The sequence below is a fragment of the Nocardioides albus genome (genome assembly GCF_014648255.1).
In the GTDB taxonomy this organism is placed as follows: domain Bacteria; phylum Actinomycetota; class Actinomycetes; order Propionibacteriales; family Nocardioidaceae; genus Nocardioides; species Nocardioides albus.
Map to the genome: position 1 here is coordinate 486,442 of NZ_BMQT01000001.1, position 18,726 is coordinate 505,167.

Annotated in this window: 16 protein-coding genes; 7 read left to right on the forward strand and 9 right to left on the reverse strand. The window is 66.6% G+C overall.

What is annotated here, in order from left to right; genetic code table 11:
- Positions 1 to 43: 43 nt before the first annotated feature.
- Positions 44 to 313: a hypothetical protein gene (locus tag IEY84_RS02180; RefSeq protein WP_183541801.1), complete on the reverse strand. Its 270-nt coding sequence runs from the start codon at positions 311 to 313 to the stop codon at positions 44 to 46.
- A gap of 173 nt (positions 314 to 486) precedes the next feature.
- Between IEY84_RS02180 and dcm the strand changes: the two genes are divergently transcribed.
- A complete protein-coding gene (gene dcm, locus IEY84_RS02185; protein WP_183541803.1) occupies positions 487 to 1,812 on the forward strand; it encodes a DNA (cytosine-5-)-methyltransferase in 1,326 nt (441 codons plus the stop codon).
- Between the two features lie 22 nt (positions 1,813 to 1,834).
- Here dcm and IEY84_RS02190 read toward each other — a convergent pair whose 3' ends face one another.
- The 7 genes from IEY84_RS02190 to IEY84_RS02220 form a co-directional block, all read right to left on the reverse strand.
- Positions 1,835 to 2,800: a PD-(D/E)XK motif protein gene (locus IEY84_RS02190; RefSeq protein WP_183541805.1), complete on the reverse strand. Its 966-nt coding sequence runs from the start codon at positions 2,798 to 2,800 to the stop codon at positions 1,835 to 1,837.
- Between the two features lie 35 nt (positions 2,801 to 2,835).
- The gene (locus IEY84_RS02195) at positions 2,836 to 4,971 is read right to left on the reverse strand and encodes a Z1 domain-containing protein (RefSeq protein ID WP_183541808.1); all 2,136 of its coding nucleotides are present in this window, start codon (positions 4,969 to 4,971) and stop codon (positions 2,836 to 2,838) included.
- On the reverse strand, positions 4,968 to 6,503 hold the full coding sequence (locus tag IEY84_RS02200; RefSeq protein ID WP_183541810.1) for an ATP-binding protein: 1,536 nt from the start codon (positions 6,501 to 6,503) through the stop codon (positions 4,968 to 4,970). The genes IEY84_RS02195 and IEY84_RS02200 overlap by 4 nt, the downstream gene beginning before the upstream one ends.
- A gap of 218 nt (positions 6,504 to 6,721) precedes the next feature.
- Positions 6,722 to 7,441, reverse strand: a complete 720-nt coding sequence (locus IEY84_RS02205; protein WP_183541812.1) for a TetR/AcrR family transcriptional regulator — start codon at positions 7,439 to 7,441, stop codon at positions 6,722 to 6,724.
- A gap of 104 nt (positions 7,442 to 7,545) precedes the next feature.
- Positions 7,546 to 8,091: a flavoprotein gene (locus IEY84_RS02210; RefSeq protein ID WP_183541814.1), complete on the reverse strand. Its 546-nt coding sequence runs from the start codon at positions 8,089 to 8,091 to the stop codon at positions 7,546 to 7,548.
- Positions 8,088 to 9,281 carry a helix-turn-helix domain-containing protein gene (locus IEY84_RS02215; RefSeq protein WP_221208436.1) on the reverse strand — a complete coding sequence of 398 codons (1,194 nt, stop codon included), beginning with the start codon at positions 9,279 to 9,281 and terminating at the stop codon, positions 8,088 to 8,090. Before IEY84_RS02215 ends, IEY84_RS02210 begins: the two co-directional genes overlap by 4 nt.
- Positions 9,282 to 9,459: 178 nt before the next feature.
- Complete coding sequence (locus tag IEY84_RS02220; protein ID WP_229788234.1) at positions 9,460 to 10,338, reverse strand: AraC family transcriptional regulator; 879 nt, start codon at positions 10,336 to 10,338, stop codon at positions 9,460 to 9,462.
- A 95-nt stretch (positions 10,339 to 10,433) separates the two neighbouring features.
- On the opposite strand from IEY84_RS02220, the gene IEY84_RS02225 reads away from it, so the two are divergent.
- From IEY84_RS02225 to IEY84_RS02250, 6 genes are all read left to right on the forward strand, one after another.
- Positions 10,434 to 11,141: a class I SAM-dependent methyltransferase gene (locus tag IEY84_RS02225; RefSeq protein ID WP_183541820.1), complete on the forward strand. Its 708-nt coding sequence runs from the start codon at positions 10,434 to 10,436 to the stop codon at positions 11,139 to 11,141.
- A gap of 187 nt (positions 11,142 to 11,328) precedes the next feature.
- Positions 11,329 to 13,086 (forward strand): DUF429 domain-containing protein, encoded by a 1,758-nt coding sequence (locus tag IEY84_RS02230; RefSeq protein WP_183541822.1) that lies wholly within the window; start codon positions 11,329 to 11,331, stop codon positions 13,084 to 13,086.
- Between the two features lie 68 nt (positions 13,087 to 13,154).
- Positions 13,155 to 14,723 carry a molybdopterin-dependent oxidoreductase gene (locus tag IEY84_RS02235; protein ID WP_183541824.1) on the forward strand — a complete coding sequence of 523 codons (1,569 nt, stop codon included), beginning with the start codon at positions 13,155 to 13,157 and terminating at the stop codon, positions 14,721 to 14,723.
- Positions 14,724 to 14,824: 101 nt separating this feature from the next.
- Positions 14,825 to 15,469 (forward strand): fasciclin domain-containing protein, encoded by a 645-nt coding sequence (locus IEY84_RS02240; protein WP_183541826.1) that lies wholly within the window; start codon positions 14,825 to 14,827, stop codon positions 15,467 to 15,469.
- A gap of 37 nt (positions 15,470 to 15,506) precedes the next feature.
- Positions 15,507 to 16,106, forward strand: a complete 600-nt coding sequence (sigK, locus tag IEY84_RS02245; RefSeq protein WP_183541828.1) for an ECF RNA polymerase sigma factor SigK — start codon at positions 15,507 to 15,509, stop codon at positions 16,104 to 16,106.
- Positions 16,103 to 16,882 (forward strand): anti-sigma factor, encoded by a 780-nt coding sequence (locus IEY84_RS02250; protein WP_183541830.1) that lies wholly within the window; start codon positions 16,103 to 16,105, stop codon positions 16,880 to 16,882. Before sigK ends, IEY84_RS02250 begins: the two co-directional genes overlap by 4 nt.
- 23 nt (positions 16,883 to 16,905) lie before the next feature.
- Here IEY84_RS02250 and IEY84_RS02255 read toward each other — a convergent pair whose 3' ends face one another.
- On the reverse strand, positions 16,906 to 18,642 hold the full coding sequence (locus IEY84_RS02255; protein WP_183541832.1) for a hypothetical protein: 1,737 nt from the start codon (positions 18,640 to 18,642) through the stop codon (positions 16,906 to 16,908).
- Between the last annotated feature and the right edge of the window lie 84 nt (positions 18,643 to 18,726).

The window sequence follows — 18,726 nt, forward strand, 5'->3', positions numbered from 1 at the left end:
AGCCACCACCATGAGCACGAAGGCCCGGAGTTCGCTGCCCTCCTCAAAGCGCTCGCGGACGGTCCGTAAGCGATCCTGGACGTTGCGCAGCGGCTTGTAGCTGGGGATCCAGACAGCCCAACTCATCGAGGATCGCCGATACACTGTTGAACTTGTACTCGATCGCGCCGGGCGAGCGATCGACATCGCGCTCAACTTCTCTTCGAAACTCAGGCTTGGTGTAGTTCTCGCCCGCGAGCTCGAGGGTCAGCATTCTGAAGTCGACGTCAACCGTCACCCCGATCTCTTCGTCGTTCCACGGACTACTGCCCATGTCAACCAGGTTGCCGCACAGACCCGCGGCCGTCTTGCAAACGACTCAGGAACCATCCCGTCGCCACGCCTGAGCCTCGTGACGTCGCATCTCAGTGATGGTTAGGTCACATTCTGAAGGCATGGTCGCGGGTTCTGCGCCAACTTGTCGGTGGTTACCCGTAAGCTTGCCCCATGTTCGATTTCGTCGACTACTTCGCTGGCGTCGGCGGGTTTCATGCTGCCCTGGACGGCCTCGGCGGGCGAGCCGTTCAAGCCTGCGAGATCGATCCGAAGGCTGCGGCGATCTACGAGCACAACTGGAACCTGAAGCCCGAGAAGGACGTCCGCGAGCTCGCGCAGCATCCGGACACGATCCCGGACCACTCGGTGCTCACGGGCGGCTTCCCATGTCAGCCCTTCAGCAAGTCTGGTCGCCAACTCGGTGTTGCCGAAGACAGAGGCACGCTCTTTGAGGACATTCTGAAAATTCTGGCGGCCAAGCAGCCTCCGGTCGTCATGCTAGAGAACGTCCGCAACCTCGCGGGACCACGCCAAAGTGCGGCGTGGTCCCGCATCCTGCGGGGCCTACGCGAGGCGGGGTACCGAGTTGGGAGTCGGCCCACCGTCTTCTCGCCGCACCTCTTGTCACCCGATTCGGGCGGCGCTCCTCAAGTTCGGGATCGCGTCTACATCCTCGGCGTCTGGGTCGGTCGAGACAGGGCGATGACAGAGGTCGATCTGGACCCGGTCGTTCCCCACGAAGTCGAACAAGGGTGGCGCGTAGGTGATTGGAACATCGAGTCGGACGTGCTCCTACCTGATCCATCGGCGGCTGACATCCACCGCTACAAGCTCGGCGGCGATGAGATCGCCTGGATCGACACCTGGAACGAGTTGCTCCAGATGCTGGGCGATGCCAAATTGTCTGGCTTTCCGCTGTGGGAGTTTGCGTGGCACGAGCGGCGCCCGAACGGCTTTCGAACGATGCCGGCCTGGAAGCAGCGACTCGTCGAACAGAACCGGGACTTCTACCTGGCACACCGCGGCGCAATCGATGCGTGGCGATCAAGGGATCGAGAGATTCCACTCTCCAGATTTCCGGCGTCCCGCAGGAAGCTTGAGTGGCAGGCCGGTTCAGGCGAGCGGAATCTGTGGAAGCACCTGATGCAATTCAGGCCGTCCGGCATCCGCGTCAAACAGGCAACCTATGCACCGGCGCTTGTGGCCATGAGCCAAACGCCGATCTTCGGTCCGCGTCGTCGCCGGCTGACTCCACTCGAGGCCGCTCGGCTGCAGGGATTCGATCCGGCAACGTTCTCGTTCGCCGATCAGTCCGACAGCGCGAGTTACAAGCAGATGGGCAATGCCGTCAACGTCGGCGTGGTACGACACGTCTTCAAGGCATTCGTTGAGAAGAACGCCGATGACATCGCTGCATGCGGACCGGCCGGCACGTCCATCCTGGAGTCGCTGGGGATCGATGTTCCGTTGGTCTCGACCAGCGTCGCAGCCTCGTAACCCGTAAGGCGCAGATCAGAGATCACAGTCCCAATTCTGCGAAGAAGTCATCCGGGCCCTGTGAGGGTGAGGCTGAGAAGTCAGATCGGAAGGTCACACCCGAGACGTCGGGAGGCAGCGGGTATCCGAGCTCTGGCCGTGGAACGTCCTCCCGCCTGAAGAACTCGAGGCTCCGGTCGCTCACGTCTGCGATGAACCGCTCCGCCATGAACTCTCCGAACGACGCCCCGCACTCCGCCGCCAAGATCGCCCAGAACGCTTCTCGATCCTGACTGGCACCTAGGCCGTCCGCGATCCTTCGAGCGAAGTCGCCAATGGTCATCCCACTCTCACGCAACTCGACCCGAACGGAGGCGAAGTAGCGGTTCCCCGAGCTGAACGCCTGGTCTGCAGAGATCGTGTGGGCTCGCGTGGCGGACTGGGTCGCCTTCACCTCGACCTCGACAGGCGGCTGTGTCAGCACGAAGTCGATGGTGCTCGTCGGCACGCTGTGCCACCCGCGAACCCAAGCCTCAGGTCGCCTGGCGGCGCCGATCAACGTCAACTCGCCGACCAAGCCCACCACGTCGGTTCTTGGCGGAGCCTGAAGCCTCCAGAACAGGCCAAGCCACCGCGCGAGTTCGTCAGCAACATCAGTCTCGGCCGGGTCGCTTGGAAGCGCGAGAAGCAGTTCGTGGATGAACGAAGCGAACAAGGTCTGTACTTCGGGATCAACGCTGCGGCAGCGAATCACCGAGACCCGCATCGTCCGCTGTGTGATCCCATCGTCAAGGCGATACCGGACACCGAACTCGGCACTCAGTGCAGCCATTCGCACCGGGACCGGACTCGAGGTCCCTGCGCGAGCCACGATCGCGGCAACGTACTCCCCGCTGGCCGCGCCGCCCGCGTACGCCAAGGTGTCGCCGGCCTCCGTTGCAATGGCGCTGACAGCGAGAGTCTGATCGAGCAGGCCCTCCGCAGAAGCCCTTTCAGAGCCGGACGCCATCGCGTCACGCAACTCGGCGCGCCGGTCTACTGACACTAGGACCCGACCTCGATGATCCACCCACTAGCAGCCGAGCTCGGAACGTGCCATGCAGTCACGAGATAGCGCCCGAGAGGCTCGCGGTCGCGCGACTCAACCGCCACCCGATGTAACTGAACTGCGATGCCATGGTGATCCGCGCCGATTCTCCGATCTCCCGGATAATCGCCAGAGCGTCCCTGGAAGATCTGGATTCCTCCTCCAGCTGTCTCCTGCCGGCGGCCCGGCTCGCCGGGCCTCATCCAGTAGACGGCTATCGAGTGATCGCCCCCGGGTTCGTCGGAGAGACGCGCGAGCGCGAGCGACAGCGCCTGCGCTTGTCCGTCGCCCAGCCACGACGGCGGCGTCGCGGCCTCGAGAAGTTCCAGCGCGACGTGCGGTGAGGTGTACGCGCGCCGATGGCCGTAAGGGTCGGGACTCCAACTGACGCCTTGGAGGATCCGTTCGGCCGTCCTGACGTTGTCGTCGAGCGCGGGGGCATCCACTCTTACTGGCTGTCGATCAGTGATCCATTTGTCAGCCATCGCGACTCGAGTTAGCGGCATCCCGATCACCGACGCCCTGGTCGGCCGCATGCTGGGGTCTAGGAGGAACTTCCGCCGCCACTCCTTCAGCGTCTCGGAGCCGTCCTGAATCGCTCTCAGTGACTCGAGCATGTCTCGTTCATGGTGCACGTAGTTTACGAAGGCGTCTCGCACGTCCGCGTCGAGGAAAACACGACAGAGTCCTAGGTACGCGGCCTTGTATCCGAAGAACCGGGCGCGCTGTTGGATGGTGTCTGCGACGGACATGCCAGCGCCCCGCGGCATGTACGTCACCGTGAGACCCTCGACCGTGAAGCCTCGATCGATCGCCTGGCCCCCGACGAGCACGTAGAACTTGGTCCTTATCCATTGGATGACAGGCGTCTGACCGAGTCGAGTGTTGACCTCCGTGACATCGAGGTTGTTGAGAACGAATCCGAGCGCTTGCCAACAACTCTTGAAGTCCACAAGCTCGGGATACGTCTTCTTGAGATCCTCCCAAGCAGTCCGGAAGTCGCCGCGAAGCTTGACGGGGTCGGCGTCACCGGCATGCTCGAGACGGTCCTGCCATGTGGTCTTCATGTCGCGGATCCAGGTGGCAAAGGTGCCCTGGTCGGCTGTCCCTCGCGATGGATGGACCAGCATCGACCTCGTCTCTGGCCGTCCACCGGCAACAACGTGCGCGGCTCCTACGAGGAAGAGCAGGAATGCCTGACGCAATCCGGAGGGTGGTGGACCGTTCGGATTGCTCGCCGCCTGAAGGTCCGCGGCGTCGATGACATGTACGTGCTGGGATGGCTCGCTGCCACCGAAGTAGACCTCGCCTCCGGTGTAGCCCTCGCCCGGCTCGAGCACCCGGACGTAATCGGGCGATAGCGCGTCGTCGATTGCGATGAGCAGTGGCGCCTGTGGAGTCGCCGTGTATTGGAGATAGAAGTGATTTGGCACTGCCTGCCGCAGCGCCTGCAAGTTGGAGTACGTGGAGGACTCTCGGCCACGCCGAACCAATGTGTTGAGGCTGGCTTGGTCAGCTTCATCGTCGACGATCAGGACATGGAGAGCTGAGAGATCTACTCGTTCGAGCGCTCCAGCGAGATCTGCGATTCGGGTGTAGTTCTTGAGGACGACAACAACAGCGGTCTCCTTGTAGGCAGCCGGCGTTGCAGGATTCATCCAGTTCGCTTTCACACGCACAAGTTCCCGCTCAACGTGGTCCGACGGCTGGAGGTTGTCCGCAGGGTCGAGGAACGTCCACCCGGCCGGCGACGCTTCGTTGAGGTCCTTCTTGAGTCGCCGCTGGCCCTGCGCCAGAAGCGGGTTCGAGATACCGCTGATGACGATCACGACCGCGAAGTCATTGTCGCGGGCGAGAGAGATGACGCCTTCGTACGACAAAGTCTTTCCGGACTGGACCCGGCCTACGACCAAACCGGTAGACCTCGGCCCTGCTGCCAGCGCACCGCGCAGGACTTCAACCGCACTTGCCCGAACTGCCGGCCGCGCCTCAGGCCGAACGACCTCGCTAAGGAAGCCGGCGAAGGTATCCCCTGAGGCAACGGTCGGCATCTTGTCGGCCGCACTTGCCGGCGACATCGTCGGGCCGGTCAAGCGTCGCTCCTCAGCCGCTTCGCCAGTGCGCCGCTCAGCAGCGTTTCGACCTGACGCATGAAGGTTCCGGCGATCTCACCCTCACCTGATGAATTGAGGACGCTTTCAGAGACGACCATTGCGACCGCTATCCGGAGCACGGCCTCGATCGCGTCGGTGCTGCCCAGTGCGAACTGCTTGAGGAACGGGTGAGCCGTGTTCAGAACCACGTGCGCCGTTACATCCCCAGTCCGTGGCTCAGCCTCGACGTGCCGCACGAGCCAGCGAGCCTCGCCGGGTCGGGAGGACGCGGTCATCCGGAGCGTCCACGTGCGGCCCTGGTGGTCGAACGAGAACTCTCTCTCCACGTCACCGACGTCGTCCTCCGATGTGTCGGCATCCGAAGGAACGGGCGAGTCAGCCGGGTCCTTGATGACTTCGGCCAGCGCGGTTGGCAGCTCACGCTCGACCACGTCTGCGGTGTTCTCGGTCGCCTCGCGGATTCGTTTCTGCTCCTGTTTGGAGGCTTGCCGCGCGCGATAGTGCTCGGCCTGCTTTAGCAGCGGCAAGGGCTCGGAATCGAGGACCGCGCGCAGGTTCTCCTCGAACTCCTCCTCATGTCCGTGCCACTGAAATCCATCCTTGGTGTGACTGACCGGCAGTCCGGTGATCTCGAGCTCGCCGAAGAGGCGCTGAGACCTGTAGGAGTTCCCGCCTCCATAGATGCGAGTGGGGCGGTACGGCGACTCGCCACTTCCGACGATGACTCGCCCACGCCGAAAGAGGGAGAGTCCGTTGCCGCTGGTTCGGCCCTCGGCTCGGATCGCACACCACCCGGCGACCTTGACGTCGTCGCCGAAGGCGAAGTCGACCTCCTTGCGCCACTCCTTCGGCTCCTTGGAGAGATCCTGGTTGGCCTCGGAGCGAACGTCGACGGCGCGGAGGATTTGCGGCTCCTCGTACTCCATGTTCTGCCCCGCGACCGTCAGGATCAGGCGGTCGTCTCGTAGGAACCCGCGATAGATCTCCCTCAGGTGGTCCCGCACCTTGCCCATGGTGCGCCCGGGAAGGAACTGGTTGAGGTCCCAGAGCTCGATCCGCGTGTAGTGCGCGTCCGGCGGCGAGGGTCGAGTAGTGACGATCAGATCTTCTACCTGGTCACGCAGAACCGATTCCATGTTGAACTCGATCGAGTACTCCGTTGGATCGCCAATGCTCGTCGTGACGACCCGCCAGTTTTGTGCAAACCAGATCGAGGCGCTCTTCATACCCATGCCGAACTCGGACAGTCCGGTTCGATCCGATGGCACCTCGGCTGCCTTGAAAGCGCGGGGAAAGTCTTGATGGGCAATCCCGCCGGCATTGTCTGCGATGACAATGCGACCGCCATTCTCGCGTTGGTAGTCGATGTCAACGCGCAGCCTGTACTTCGGCTCGACGCGGACGATCTGCGCGAACGACTTCGAGGCGCTCTGGATCGCATTATCGACGTACTCAGCCAGCGCAAACCACGGTTCGTAGTTCAGGTGACCGAGGACTCCCAGGATCGACACACCAGGCACGATGCTGACGCGTTCAGCGCTCGACTCACTCGGTCGCCCCACAGTCTCGCCCGACCGCACGCCTCGCATCCCAGTTCGCTCCACTCTGCCGAGACTAGTAACGAACCCGACACTTGGAAGGAATTTCAGCAGTTTGTGCTCAGACGCTGACATCAGCAGGGCCAACGAACCCCACGATCAGTCCCCATCGGAGCGCCCCGGCCGGGAGACTAGGTGAACTGGCCGACCACGCGCTCTGCGGTGAGAGCGGCGGTCCAGATCTGTTCTTCGGGCACATCGCAGATACGGAGTGCTGAGGCTGCGATGGCGTGGCATCTGGTGTCGGTGAACGTGTCACCGGAGCGGCGGATGCTGATGACGACTTCGACGAGCTGGAGGAGCACGTTGCCGAGGTGGAGGTCGTGGTCGCTGCGGTCAGCGAAGCGTGAGGCGATGCGGTCGTAGGCGTCGATGAGTTCACGGCGTACGGTCTTGGAGCGATCGAACAGCGGCTGACGGGTGACATCCGGCAGCCTGGGGAGCATCCCAGCGTTGTGGGGCGCGACGGCAAGGGTGTGTACATCGACGAGTACGAGGACGTACAGTACGGTCTCCCAGCCGTGCTCGGCGGCGAGACTCTCGATCTCCTCGACCTTGTCGATGGTGGGGCGGATCGTCTGGTCGAGGAGTTCGCTGAGAATCTCGGCTTTATCGGCGAAGTGGTAGTAGAGGGACGACTGTCGGATGCCGACGGCTTCGGCGATGTCGCGGGTGGACGTGCCTGCGTAACCGCGGGTGGTGAACAGGCGAGCGGCGTGGTCGAGGATGTCGTCACGCGGTGCGGTCGATGCGCTCTGGCCCGTATGCCGCGGGCGGCCAGCTCGTCGCCCGCGCGCGGGCCTCGCACTTGATGGACGTCTGGCGGCCGAGAAATCGGTGATCGTGGACATGGCATTCCTCTCACGCTGCCGCTCCGTGCGGCGGCGGTGAGAACATCAAACTGCCGTGCGAGTTCTTGGACCCGGACAAACTGTCCGGGCATCGTCATCGCAGGTCAGGCTGACAACAACGCCCTGGTGCGGGCCAGCACCGCGTTCCACGGGAGCCCACGCCCCGACGGCGCTTCGCGTGGTTCGTAAAGCGGCCAGACATCCTCGCCATAGACCATGTCGACACCGGCCGATCGCAGGGCGGCAAGGTGGCCGGCCCAGGAGGGTTGTCTCGCGTGCGCCGCGTTGACTCTCGGAAAGATCACGGTCGGCCGGACAGTGAGGTTCTCACACAGCAGCGTGAGCGCTTGATTGTCTCCTATGCCGAGAGCGAGTTTCGCGACGCTGTTGGCGCTCATCGGTGCACCTACCAGCACATCAGGTGCCGGATGCGGACTCGGCTCCCGCGGTAGGCGCGCAGCCGATCGCAACGGCAGTCCTGTCACCTCTGCGATCGTTGCGTCGTGGCCGATGTCGACGAGCCACGCGTACGCCGCGGGCGTGACCACGACAGGGACGATGTGTCCCTCCTCGATCAGGGGGCGCACGAGACCATCGAGCAACGTCTCCAAACCTCCGGCCGCACAGCCGACAACGGCGACAACACTCATCCGACCGCCCGGCATCGCTCTGCGAGAGCCATCAGAGGCGACGATGCCTGCCCGGTCGAGGGGGCACGGCGCTGCAGAGCCTTGACGGTCTGACGGACGGTCGCACTATGCCGGACCAACTGTGGCGCCTGCCCCTCAGCCTCCAACAAGAAGGCCAGGGCCCGCTCGTCCTCGGCGACCAAACTGAGTGCTTTCGCCATGTCGATGCGGTGGCAGGCGCCACGCTCAACCGGCACCGCCGTCGTGTCGACATCATCAGCGTGATCGACAACGTACGCCACGTCTCCTAGATCCAGGGCTATCGAGACCTGGTGGAGACGGACGTTCGTCGGACCGAACGCGGTCTGCCAGTAGTTGCCATCCCCATCAAGAATGTCGGCGAGCTCCTCGGCCAGCCGCAGATGATCGTTCGCTGTCGACCGATCATCGTGCCGTGCAGCAGCGACACCGACTCGAAGGTGAAGCATCCCGAGGAGGCTGATCGCGCTCGGATCGTCAGCGATCATGTCTTGCCTCAGCCACTCCGCCGCCGAGCTGCCCAGTTCGATGGCTTCTTCATAGCGCCCGGCTGCAAGAAGTGCATGTGTCCCGGCGCGTGCAGCAGATGCCAGCACAAGTGGATCTGCGGATCGATCGGCCGCGTGCATCGCCCGCTCGGCCGCCAGCCAGGCGAGGTCACTTTCGCCGATCTTGCTCAACGTCGACGCCGCAAGGTGATGGATCCGCGCCGAAACCGCCCATCGCGATGCTGGCTCGTCAAGCTCCTCCAAGGCTTGCGCCGACTCGATCAGGCCAGGCAGAGCCTTGACAACGAGCCCGATCCTGCCGGACTGGAAATCACTCCATGTCTGCTCGGCGAAAACCGCGACGTGACGTGGCACAACGGCCGTGTCGCCTCGACGTGCAAACAGCACCCGCGACAACCTCCGTGGCGACATCAGCGCGTCTCGAACTGCGGGAATGTCCTGCGCTTCAGGATCTTCGTCCTCCAGCAGCACCGGCTGCCCGAGCAGATCGCCGACGGTCACCTTGAGATATCCAGCAATCTCCACCAGCAGATCGACCTTGCGCAACTCCCGCTCACCGCGCTCGATCTTGCTCAACCAGTCCTCGGACCGGCCTACAAGACCAGCGAGCACACCTTGGGTCAGTCCGCGTCTGCGCCGATAGAACGCGACGCGCTCACCCACGGTGAATCGATCCCCAGCACCACGCACCCGATCAGCGTATCCCCGGAACCCGAGGGCTGGTGGCGGGCCGACGAGATCTCAGACGCGCGTACGAGCGCTAAACGGTGGTGGCCCGCGTGTCGACAGCTCAGATCGAACGTCCGCGCCGCACGGGCGGCGGATCCGGATCGCGCTGGTCCTACGCCTCCCGACGCCAGCGGTCGGGGGTGGTGCCATAGCGGGCCTTGAAGCGGCGTACTAGGTAGCCGGGGTCGGTGAGGCCGGTTCGGGTGGAGATGACCGACAAGGGCAGATCCGTTTCGCGGAGGAGGCGGCGGGCTTCGGTGAGGCGGCGCTCGGTGAGCCAGTCGAGGAGGGTGCGGCCGGTGCGTTGGCGGATGACAGTGGTGAGGTGGCCTGGGGTGTAGCCCAGGGTGCGGGCGAGGTCGCCGGCGGAGACCTTGGTGGCGTACGTCCTCTCGATCTCGTCGAAGACGCGGCTGACCAGCGGGTCGGGGGCGATGGGGGCGCTGGGGGCCAACCGCGCCGACGCGACCAGGAGGTTTGTGAGGATCGCGGTGACGGCGTCGTGGGAGCCGAGGCGTTCGGGGTGGCGTAGCTCGTCGTCGAGCTCGGTGAGCCACGCGTGCCAGCGGGGGCGCTCGGCCTCGGGGACCATGCCGAGGCGGCCGTCGGCGGCAAAGAGGGCCAGCAGCGGGTGGTGGGCCCAGGTGAGTGGGGAGATGGAGGCGAGGGAGGGGATGGCGTCGGGGGTGAACGCCACCGACCAGGCCCGCGCGTGGGTGAGCTCGGCCAGCGACTCCGAGGCGACGACCTCGCCGGGAGCCACCGCGTGGACCTCGCCGTCGCGCAGCGCCACCTGCTCGCCGTCGAGGTCGACGGTGCCGCCGCCGCGCTCGACGTAGGCGAGGATCCAGAAGTCGTGGGCGTGCCGGTTGTCGGGCGGCAGGTGCTCGGTGTCGCAGTCGGGATCGAGGGGTACGACCCTGACGGCAGGTCTGCCAGGGCGCTGGTCCCAGGCGTAGACCGGGGTGCCGTCGGCGCGCACGGTACGCACGGCTCGAGCGAGCACCGAGGTCGAATCCGAAGAACGTCCCATGTCGACCGACTTCCCTCCCACTGTAGATCCGCAAGATGTCCCATCGTGGAGCTATGACCACCATACAGATCATCGACGGCCGCGCCGAGGGCGAACGGGACCGCCCGTTCCTCCCCGGCATGGGCCGCACCTGGCTCCTTCCCCTCTACGACCTCTTCACCCGGTTCGCCCGCGTGCGCGCGCTCCACGACCGGACGGTCGAGCTCGCCGGCATCTCGCCTGGGCAAACGGTGCTCGACGTCGGCTGCGGCACCGGCAACCTCTCCTTCTCGGTGCTTCGTGCCGTCCCGGGAGCCGTCGTCACCGGGCACGACCCTGACGCCGGCGCGCTGCGGATCGCCGCTCGGAAGGCGGGTCGGCGAGGCGTACGTCTCTCGCTGGTGCAGGGGTACGCCGACCGGTTGCTGCCCGAGGACGGCAGCGTCGACCACGTCGTCTCCTCGCTCGCGCTTCACCACGTCGACGACGCCGGGCGCGAGGGGTTCGGACGAGAGGCTCACCGGATCCTGCGGCCCGGCGGGCGGGTCACCATCGTCGACTTCGGCGCCCCCGACCACGGGCCAGGCCATGACCACGGCCACAACCACCAGCACGGGAGCCGCCGCCACCGTGGGATGAACGCCTATACCGAGCGCAACCTCGACAACGGGATCGTCAGCCTGCTGACCGCCGCCGGGTTCACCGACGCCCGCGAGGTCGACCACATCGACCACCGGTTCGGCCCGATCACGATCGTGCAGGCGACTCGCGCCGCTGGTTGAGCCGCGAGCACTCACGAGCGGTGTCGACACCGACACGGTTCTATCGAGCGGCCAAGGGACTGTGTTGGTCTCGACACGGATTCGTTCGTTCCTCACGAACCCGGCTCGACCGGCGGAGCTCGGCCGACCAGCGGCGCCAGCCGCGTGGAGTTGCCACAAATCGTCGCAGGCAGGGCAGTCTGGCCCCATGTACTTCCTCGGAGTCGACCTCGCCTGGGGCGTGCGCAGGCCCACCGGTCTGGCCGTCCTGGACGAGGAGGGCCGCCTCGTGCACGTCTCTGCCGCCAAGACCGACGACGAGATCGTCGCCGCCCTGGAGCCCTACGCCGACAACGACTGTCTGGTCGCGATCGATGCTCCCCTGATCGTCACCAACCCCACCGGGAACCGTCCGGCCGAGGCCGCGCTCAACAAGGACTTCGCCCGCTTCGACGCCGGCGCGCACCCCTCCAACACCAGCAAGTCGGAGTTCAGCGAGCAGCCTCGAGGCGCCCGGATCGCGGCTCGGCTCGGGCTCGACATGGACCCCCGGTCCGGCCGGCGGCGCCGGGCGATCGAGGTCTACCCCCACCCCGCCACCGTCGCCCTCTTCCGCCTGGGCCGCACGCTGAAGTACAAGCACAAGTCGGGGCGTGACATCGACCAGCTCCGCGCCGAGCTGATCATGTTGCTCGGTCTGGTCGAGGGTCTCGCCAGCGCCGACCCGCCGCTGCTGCTCGACAACCCGTCCTGGAAGACCCTGCGAGCGGCCGCCGAGAGTGCGGTGCGCAAGAGCGAGCTGCGCGTGGTCGAGGACCAGGTCGACGCGGTGCTGTGCGCCTACATCGGCCTGTTCGCGACCCGCGCACCGGACCGGACCACGACCTACGGCGATTTCGCCACCGGCTACATCGTCACTCCGACGCTGCCCGACGATCTCACCCCGACACCCCGTGGGCGGGCCGGGGCGAAGGCCCACGACCCCACGACCGCGGTCCGTGAGTACGCCGCGATGCAGCCGACGCTGCAAGAAGCAGCCGACCAGTACGTACAGCTGGTGACCTCGATCCTCGACGACGCCGGCATCAACTACCTCACCGTGACCTCGCGCGCGAAGTCGGTCGCGTCGTTCGCGGCCAAGGCGGCTCGTACCGTCGACGGACGGCAGGTCTTCACCGACCCGCTCCGCCAGATCACCGACCAGATCGGGCTGCGGGTGATCACCTACGTCCACAGCGACGTCCAGGCGGTCGTCGACCTCCTCGACGACCAGGTGGTGGTCCACGACGACCGTGACATGGGCGAGGAGACCGCGAGCGAGGGCCGGTTCGGGTATGCCAGCCGCCATCTGCTGGTCAGTCTCGACCCCGCGCGCGAGAGCCAGGCGGCGTACGAGCTGTTGCGAGGCCGTCAGGCGCAGATCCAGATCCGCACCGTGCTGCAGCACGCCTGGGCCGAGTTCGAGCACGACATCCGCTACAAGGGCACGATCCCCAGCGAGCACGTCCCCGAGTTCGACCGACGGTTCACGCTCGCCGCCGGCCTGCTCGAGCTCGCCGACCGGGAGTTCTCCACGATCAGGGATCGGCTCCGGGAGGGCGCGGCAGCCGCCGGCACGGAGGCCCTCGACGACGACCCGCGGATCAGCCCGCGTGAGCTGGCAGCGTTCCTGGCGGGACAGTACGCCGACGCCGGCTGGTCGCGGACCGACCACTACGGCTGGATCTCCGGCGTCATCCTCGAGCTCGGCATCACCTCGCTGACCGAGCTCGGCGAGGCGTTGCGCTCGGTCGACGAGGAGACCCTGATGGCGCGGATGGACTACCGCTATCCGCCGGGTGCGGTCCGGCGGCTCGACGACGCGCTGCTCTGGGTCTACGGCGATGCGTACGTCGGTCTGCGCGCCAACGCGCATCGCGAGGCCGGGCTGCGGGCCAGGCTCGCCAAGATGCGCGACTCCGACTAGGCGGTTCCCGGAGCGTCTCCGCGCTCGCGGCATCAAATCCGATCGGGGCTCGGGCACGAACCCCCGCCATGAGACGACTGAATCGCCGCACCATCGCCCATGCCGCCGCAGGCGTGCTCGCCGGGGTGGTCGGCATGTCCGTCGCCCACCTCACGGCCGCGCTGCTGACCCCGGCGTCATCTCCAGCGCTCGCGGTCGGCACCGCGGTCATCAACGCGACGCCCACTCCCGTCAAGGAGTGGGCGGTACGCGAGCTCGGCCACGCGGACAAGCCGATCCTGATCGGCAGCGTGCTGCTGGCCACGATCGCGTTCGCCGCCGTGATCGGCGTCGTCGCCCGACGACGGCTGCGGCTGGGCGTCCTGCTCCTCGCGGGCCTGGTTCTGCTCCCCGGAGCCGCAGTGGTCCTGCAGCCGCTCTTCAAGGCCAGCGACCTGATCCCCACGCTCGTGGCGCTCGTCCTCGGGCCTGCCGCGCTGGTGGTCCTGACCCGCGCTCTGAACGCCGCCGAAGAGCACACTCCGGGCCAGACGCCCGAGGGCCCGACCGTTCACCCGACGGACGCCGAGAGCGGGGGCCTCTCCACCCGCCGCAACGTCCTGATCGGGTTCGGCGCCCTGACGCTGCTCTCTGCGGCGGCCGCGGCCGGCGGAGAGCTGGTCGTGCGCAGCCGCACCGCGATCGCCAACCTCAAGCTGCCCCGGGTCGGCAAGCCCTTGCCGGCGCTGCCGACCGGCCTGGAGGAGACGTACGACGGGATCTCCTCGTTCCGCACACCCAACCGTGACTTCTACCGGGTCGACACCAAGCTCGCCGTCCCGATCGTCGACCAGGACAGCTGGACGCTGACGATCGACGGGGACGTCGAGCGGGAGCTCACCTTCAGCTACGACGATCTGCGCGAACGCGAGAACGTCGAGCACGACATCACCCTGACCTGCGTCTCCAACGAGGTCGGCGGCAAGCTGGTCGGCGCCGCCCGCTGGACCGGCGTACCGCTCAAGGACCTTCTCGAAGAGGCCGGCATCGGCGATCGTGCCGACCAGATCCTCTCGACCGATGTCGAGGGCTTCACGATCAGCACCCCGCTCGAGGCCGCGCTGGACGGGCGCAACGCGATGATCGCCCTCGGCATGAACGGCGAGGTCCTCTCCCGCACCCACGGCTTCCCGGCACGGTTGGTCGTACCCGGTCTCTACGGCTACGTCGGCGCCACGAAGTGGGTCACCAAGCTGACCCTGACCAGGTACGACGCCGCGACCGCCTATTGGACCGACCGTGACTGGGCCACCGACGCCCCGATCAAGCTGTCCAGCCGGATCGACACGCCGCGACCGCTGAGCAACATCCCGGCGGGTCGCACCGTGATCGGCGGGGTCGCCTGGGCCCAGCAGCACGGGGTCGCCAAGGTCGAGGTACGCATCGACGGAGGTCGCTGGCAGCCAGCCGAGCTCGGCCCGGACGCCGGGATCGACTACTGGCGCCAGTGGTATCTGCCCTGGGTCGCCGAGGAAGGCAGCCATCAGCTGGCCGTCCGCGTCACCGACCGCGACGGAACGCTGCAGAGCACCGACCGGGCCACTCCGTTCCCCGAAGGCTCCAGCGGCATCCAGGACATCGTCGTCACCGTCGGCTGAAAGTCCGCAGAAAGAAAACCCGCTGGAGGAAATCCGCTTCGGCGAGCACGCCGAAGCACTCATGACAGCAAGAGAAGCAACATTCCTTGAAAGGCTCTCTCATGAAGCTCAACACCATCACGCGCACCGGCGGCGTCGCCGCCTCCCTGGCTCTCATGATGGGTCTCGGCCTCTCGGCCTGCGGCTCTGACGACAGCGACTCCGGCTCCAGCGGCTCCGGCACCTCCGAGTCGTCCGAGTCCACGTCGGAGGAGACCGAGGCGACCGAGGCCGGCGCGGAGACCTTCGGCGAGGGCTGCAAGCTGATCCCCGCCGAGGGCGAAGGCTCGTTCAACGGCATGGCGACCGCACCCGTCGCGTCCGCTGCCAGCGCCAACCCGCTGCTCAAGACGCTCGTGACGGCCGTCGGCGAGGCCGACCTGGTCGACACCCTCAACGGTGCGGACGCGCTCACCGTCTTCGCGCCGACCGACGACGCCTTCGCGAAGATCCCGAAGGCCGACCTGGACGCGGTGCTGGCGGACAAGCCCACGCTGACCAAGGTCCTCACCAACCACGTGGTGGCCGGACAGCTCAGCCCCGAAGAGGTCGCGGGTGAGCACGAGACCCTGGCCGGAACCATGATCACCGTCGAGGGAGAGGGCGAGGAGTTCACCGTCGGCAAGGAGAACGCCAAGGTTCTCTGCGGCAACATCCCGACCGCCAACGCCACGGTGTACGTCGTCGACACCGTGCTGATGCCCTGATCAAGACATCCAACCGGATATCCGCGAGGATCGACACATGAGACCGCTCAGCTCAGTTCCCTCCGGCGACCCGTCGCCGGAGGGAACCGGGTCGCCCGGGCTTGCGGGGCTCCTGCGTCGCATCGCCCGAGGCGACGAAGCCGCCTTCGCGGCCCTCTACGACCAGACCGCCGCTCGAGTCCACGGGCTCGTGCTCAGAGTCGTTCGTGACCGGGCCCAGGCCGAAGAGGTCACCCAGGAGGCCTTCCTCCAGGTGTGGCGCCAAGCCAGCCGCTACGACGAGAACCTCGGCAGTGCCCATTCGTGGCTCCTGACGCTGGCTCATCGTCGTGCGGTGGACCGGGTCAGGTCGGCGGAGTCCGCCGGCCGCAACGACACCGCCTACCACGGCACCACGCATGCTCCGCCGCACGACACCACTGCCGAAGCGGCGGAGAGCTCGCTGGAGGCTCGCCGGGTCCATGCCGCACTGGAAACCCTGACCGCAGCTCAACGCGAGGCATTACAGCTGGCGTACTTCGGCGGCTACACCCACACTGAGGTCGCCGCCATGCTCGAGCTGCCGGTCGGCACCGCAAAGACCCGTATCCGGGACGGGCTGATCAGGCTTCGCGACGCGATGGGAGTGAACCAATGACAACGCAAGACATCCACGCTCTCTCCGGTGCGTACGCCGTGGACGCCCTCGACGACATCGAACGTGCCCGTTTCGAGCAGCATCTGGCGGTCTGCGCGGACTGCCGCGCCGAGGTGGCCAGCCTGCAGGAGAGCGCCGGCCTGCTCGGTGCGCTGACCGACGTCGCTCCGCCGCCGGAGATGCGTGATCGGCTCCTCGCGGGCATCAAGGAGATCCGCCCGCTGCCGCCCGAGACTCCGTCCAGCATCGAGGGTATCGGCGCTGCGCTTCACGCCGACAGCTCCGTTCCCTCCAGCCCCTCGGGCTCAGCCGGACCTCGTCGCCGAGGGTGGCGCCTGCTCGCGGCCGCAGCGGCGGTGCTGGCGATCGTCGGCACCGGCACGGTCGCCGTGGTCGAGCTGACCCGCGACGACTCGACCCAGACCGTCTCGACGGCCGAGCGCGTGCTGAGCGCCGAGGACGCCACGACCGTCGCGGTCGAGCTGCCTCGCGGTGCTCATGCCCGGATCGTCCGCTCGGTCTCGGAGGGCAAGGCGGTGCTGGTCACCTCCGACATGCCGCCGGCACCTGACGGCAAGGTCTACGAGCTCTGGCTCCAGCACGACGACGTCATGGTCCCGGCCGGCCTGATGCCCGACGACAGCGACCAGACGATCGTCCTCGAGGGTGACGCCGCGGACGCGAGCGCCGCCGGGATCACCGTCGAGCCCGACGGAGGGTCCGAGGAGCCGACCTCGGCCCCGATCGCGCTCTTCGACTTCTCACAGACGACCTGATCTGCGAGAACGAGCGGCCGGAATCAGTCCTCGAGGTCCTCGTCCTCGTCGAGATCGCCCAGGTCGGCGAGCTCGTCGAGGAGGAGATCGAGGGGGTCGATCCCGTCGCGGTCGGCGATGATCTCGGCCCGGCGGCCGGAGACGAGCAGGTCTGCGGTGCCGAGGACCATCGCACCGTCCGCGGGAAAGTGCTCAGGCAACCCGAGCATCTTGCGGAACCGGCTGGCTCGCTGAGACGCCGACTTCACACCGAACGGTTCCAGGAGCTCACCGACAGTCACGTGGGTGTAAGGGCCGACGGAGTCGTTGGCGTGAGCGATCATCCACGCGACCGCAGCAGCAGACGTACGGGCCGCAGCGCGGCCGAGGAAGTAATCGGGGTCGGCGACCGCGAGACGGTGCAGGAGCCGACGGTTGGCGGTGCGGTGCTCGAGGTCGAGATCGCGCTCGGCGGAGGCATCGCACAGGGCCAGGATCTCCTCGATCTTCGGGCGGATGTCCTCGCGTACGCCGGTCCAGTCGAAGGGCTCATCGCCGGGGAGCGGATCGGCGTTCAGAGCATCGAGCGGTTCGCGTCCACCGACCAGGTCCGCTAGCTGGCCGGGCCCGAAACCGTAGCCGCCACCTTGCGGAATCCGCGACAGGTACGTCGGAGTCCACGCAGCGATGGCCCGAACGGTCTCCTCGGTGCGGTCCCGGCGGATGCCGCGGAGGCGGTGGCCGAAACGTACCCATGCTGTCAGGACGTCCGGCAGCAGCACCATCTCCTCGAGCGGTGCCCTCACCTTGCGCGGGAAGTAGTCGGCCAGCAGCATCTCCGCTCGCACCGGACTCCACCGGAGCGGGTCGCCGTTGCCGTACTCGGTGCCGAGCCAGATGAGCGGACCGACGAGCCCGCGGGCCTCGGGGTCGGCGGCGTACGCCTTGCCCTCGGGCGAAGCCACGAACTCCTCGATCAGTGCCTCTTTCGCTGCCTCGGACATCGGCTTTTGTTCAGGGAGCACACCACCCTCCGGCAGCAGCCGCAGCGCCCAGCGCAGCAGCGGACGGGCTTGAGGCCAGGCCTCCGACGTGAGCGGCGGAAACGTCATCGCACCAACGTCGACGGCCCGTTCGACGTATGCCCGTGCCCATGCCGGATCGACATGGCCGAAGGTCAGGTCGGAGTCTCGCTCGGGGTGCGCGCTGACCATCAGCACCGTCTCGTCCAGCGCCTCCGGGACCACGAAACCGTCCTTGAGAACCCGCCCGAGGTTGTTGTCGACGTAGGCAACGAAGGTGAACGCGGACCCGTCGGCGAGCTCGACTCCGATGTAGTAGTTCTCGCCGTCCAGGAGCGCCGCGTCCTTCATCTCCACGACGCGGTCAACCTTCGCCGCAGCCAGGTCACGCAGCCACCCCGGCATAGGTTGCGTACGTGTCGCCAGCGCTTCTCGGATCCGGCCCGCGAGCTCGTCGTCGTCGGTGAGTGCTGCGATCACGTGCAGCGCGGCGGTCGAGGGCGCCAGGTCCGTGCCGAGGAAGCTCTCGACCAGCTCGGCCAGTCCCGGGCCCTGCGGCTTGTCCTCGAACGGATGCGGCGGAACCGTGGCCAACTCCATCACCGAGGACACGAGAGCAAGGAGGTCGAGGGGATGGTCTGCGTACAGGGCTCGCTTGAACTCCTTCATCAACGGCATGTCCTCGGCGCGCGTCGTCACCTCCCTGCGCTCGATCCTCGGGCGTCGGGGGTGGTCGGCCTTCTTCCGGTTCTTCGCCACCTGTTCAACGTAGCCAGCCCAGGACCGCTGTCGTCAACCGACGCTCACGGTTGAGATCGGTCCGCCGTCCATTCCCTGCTTGGA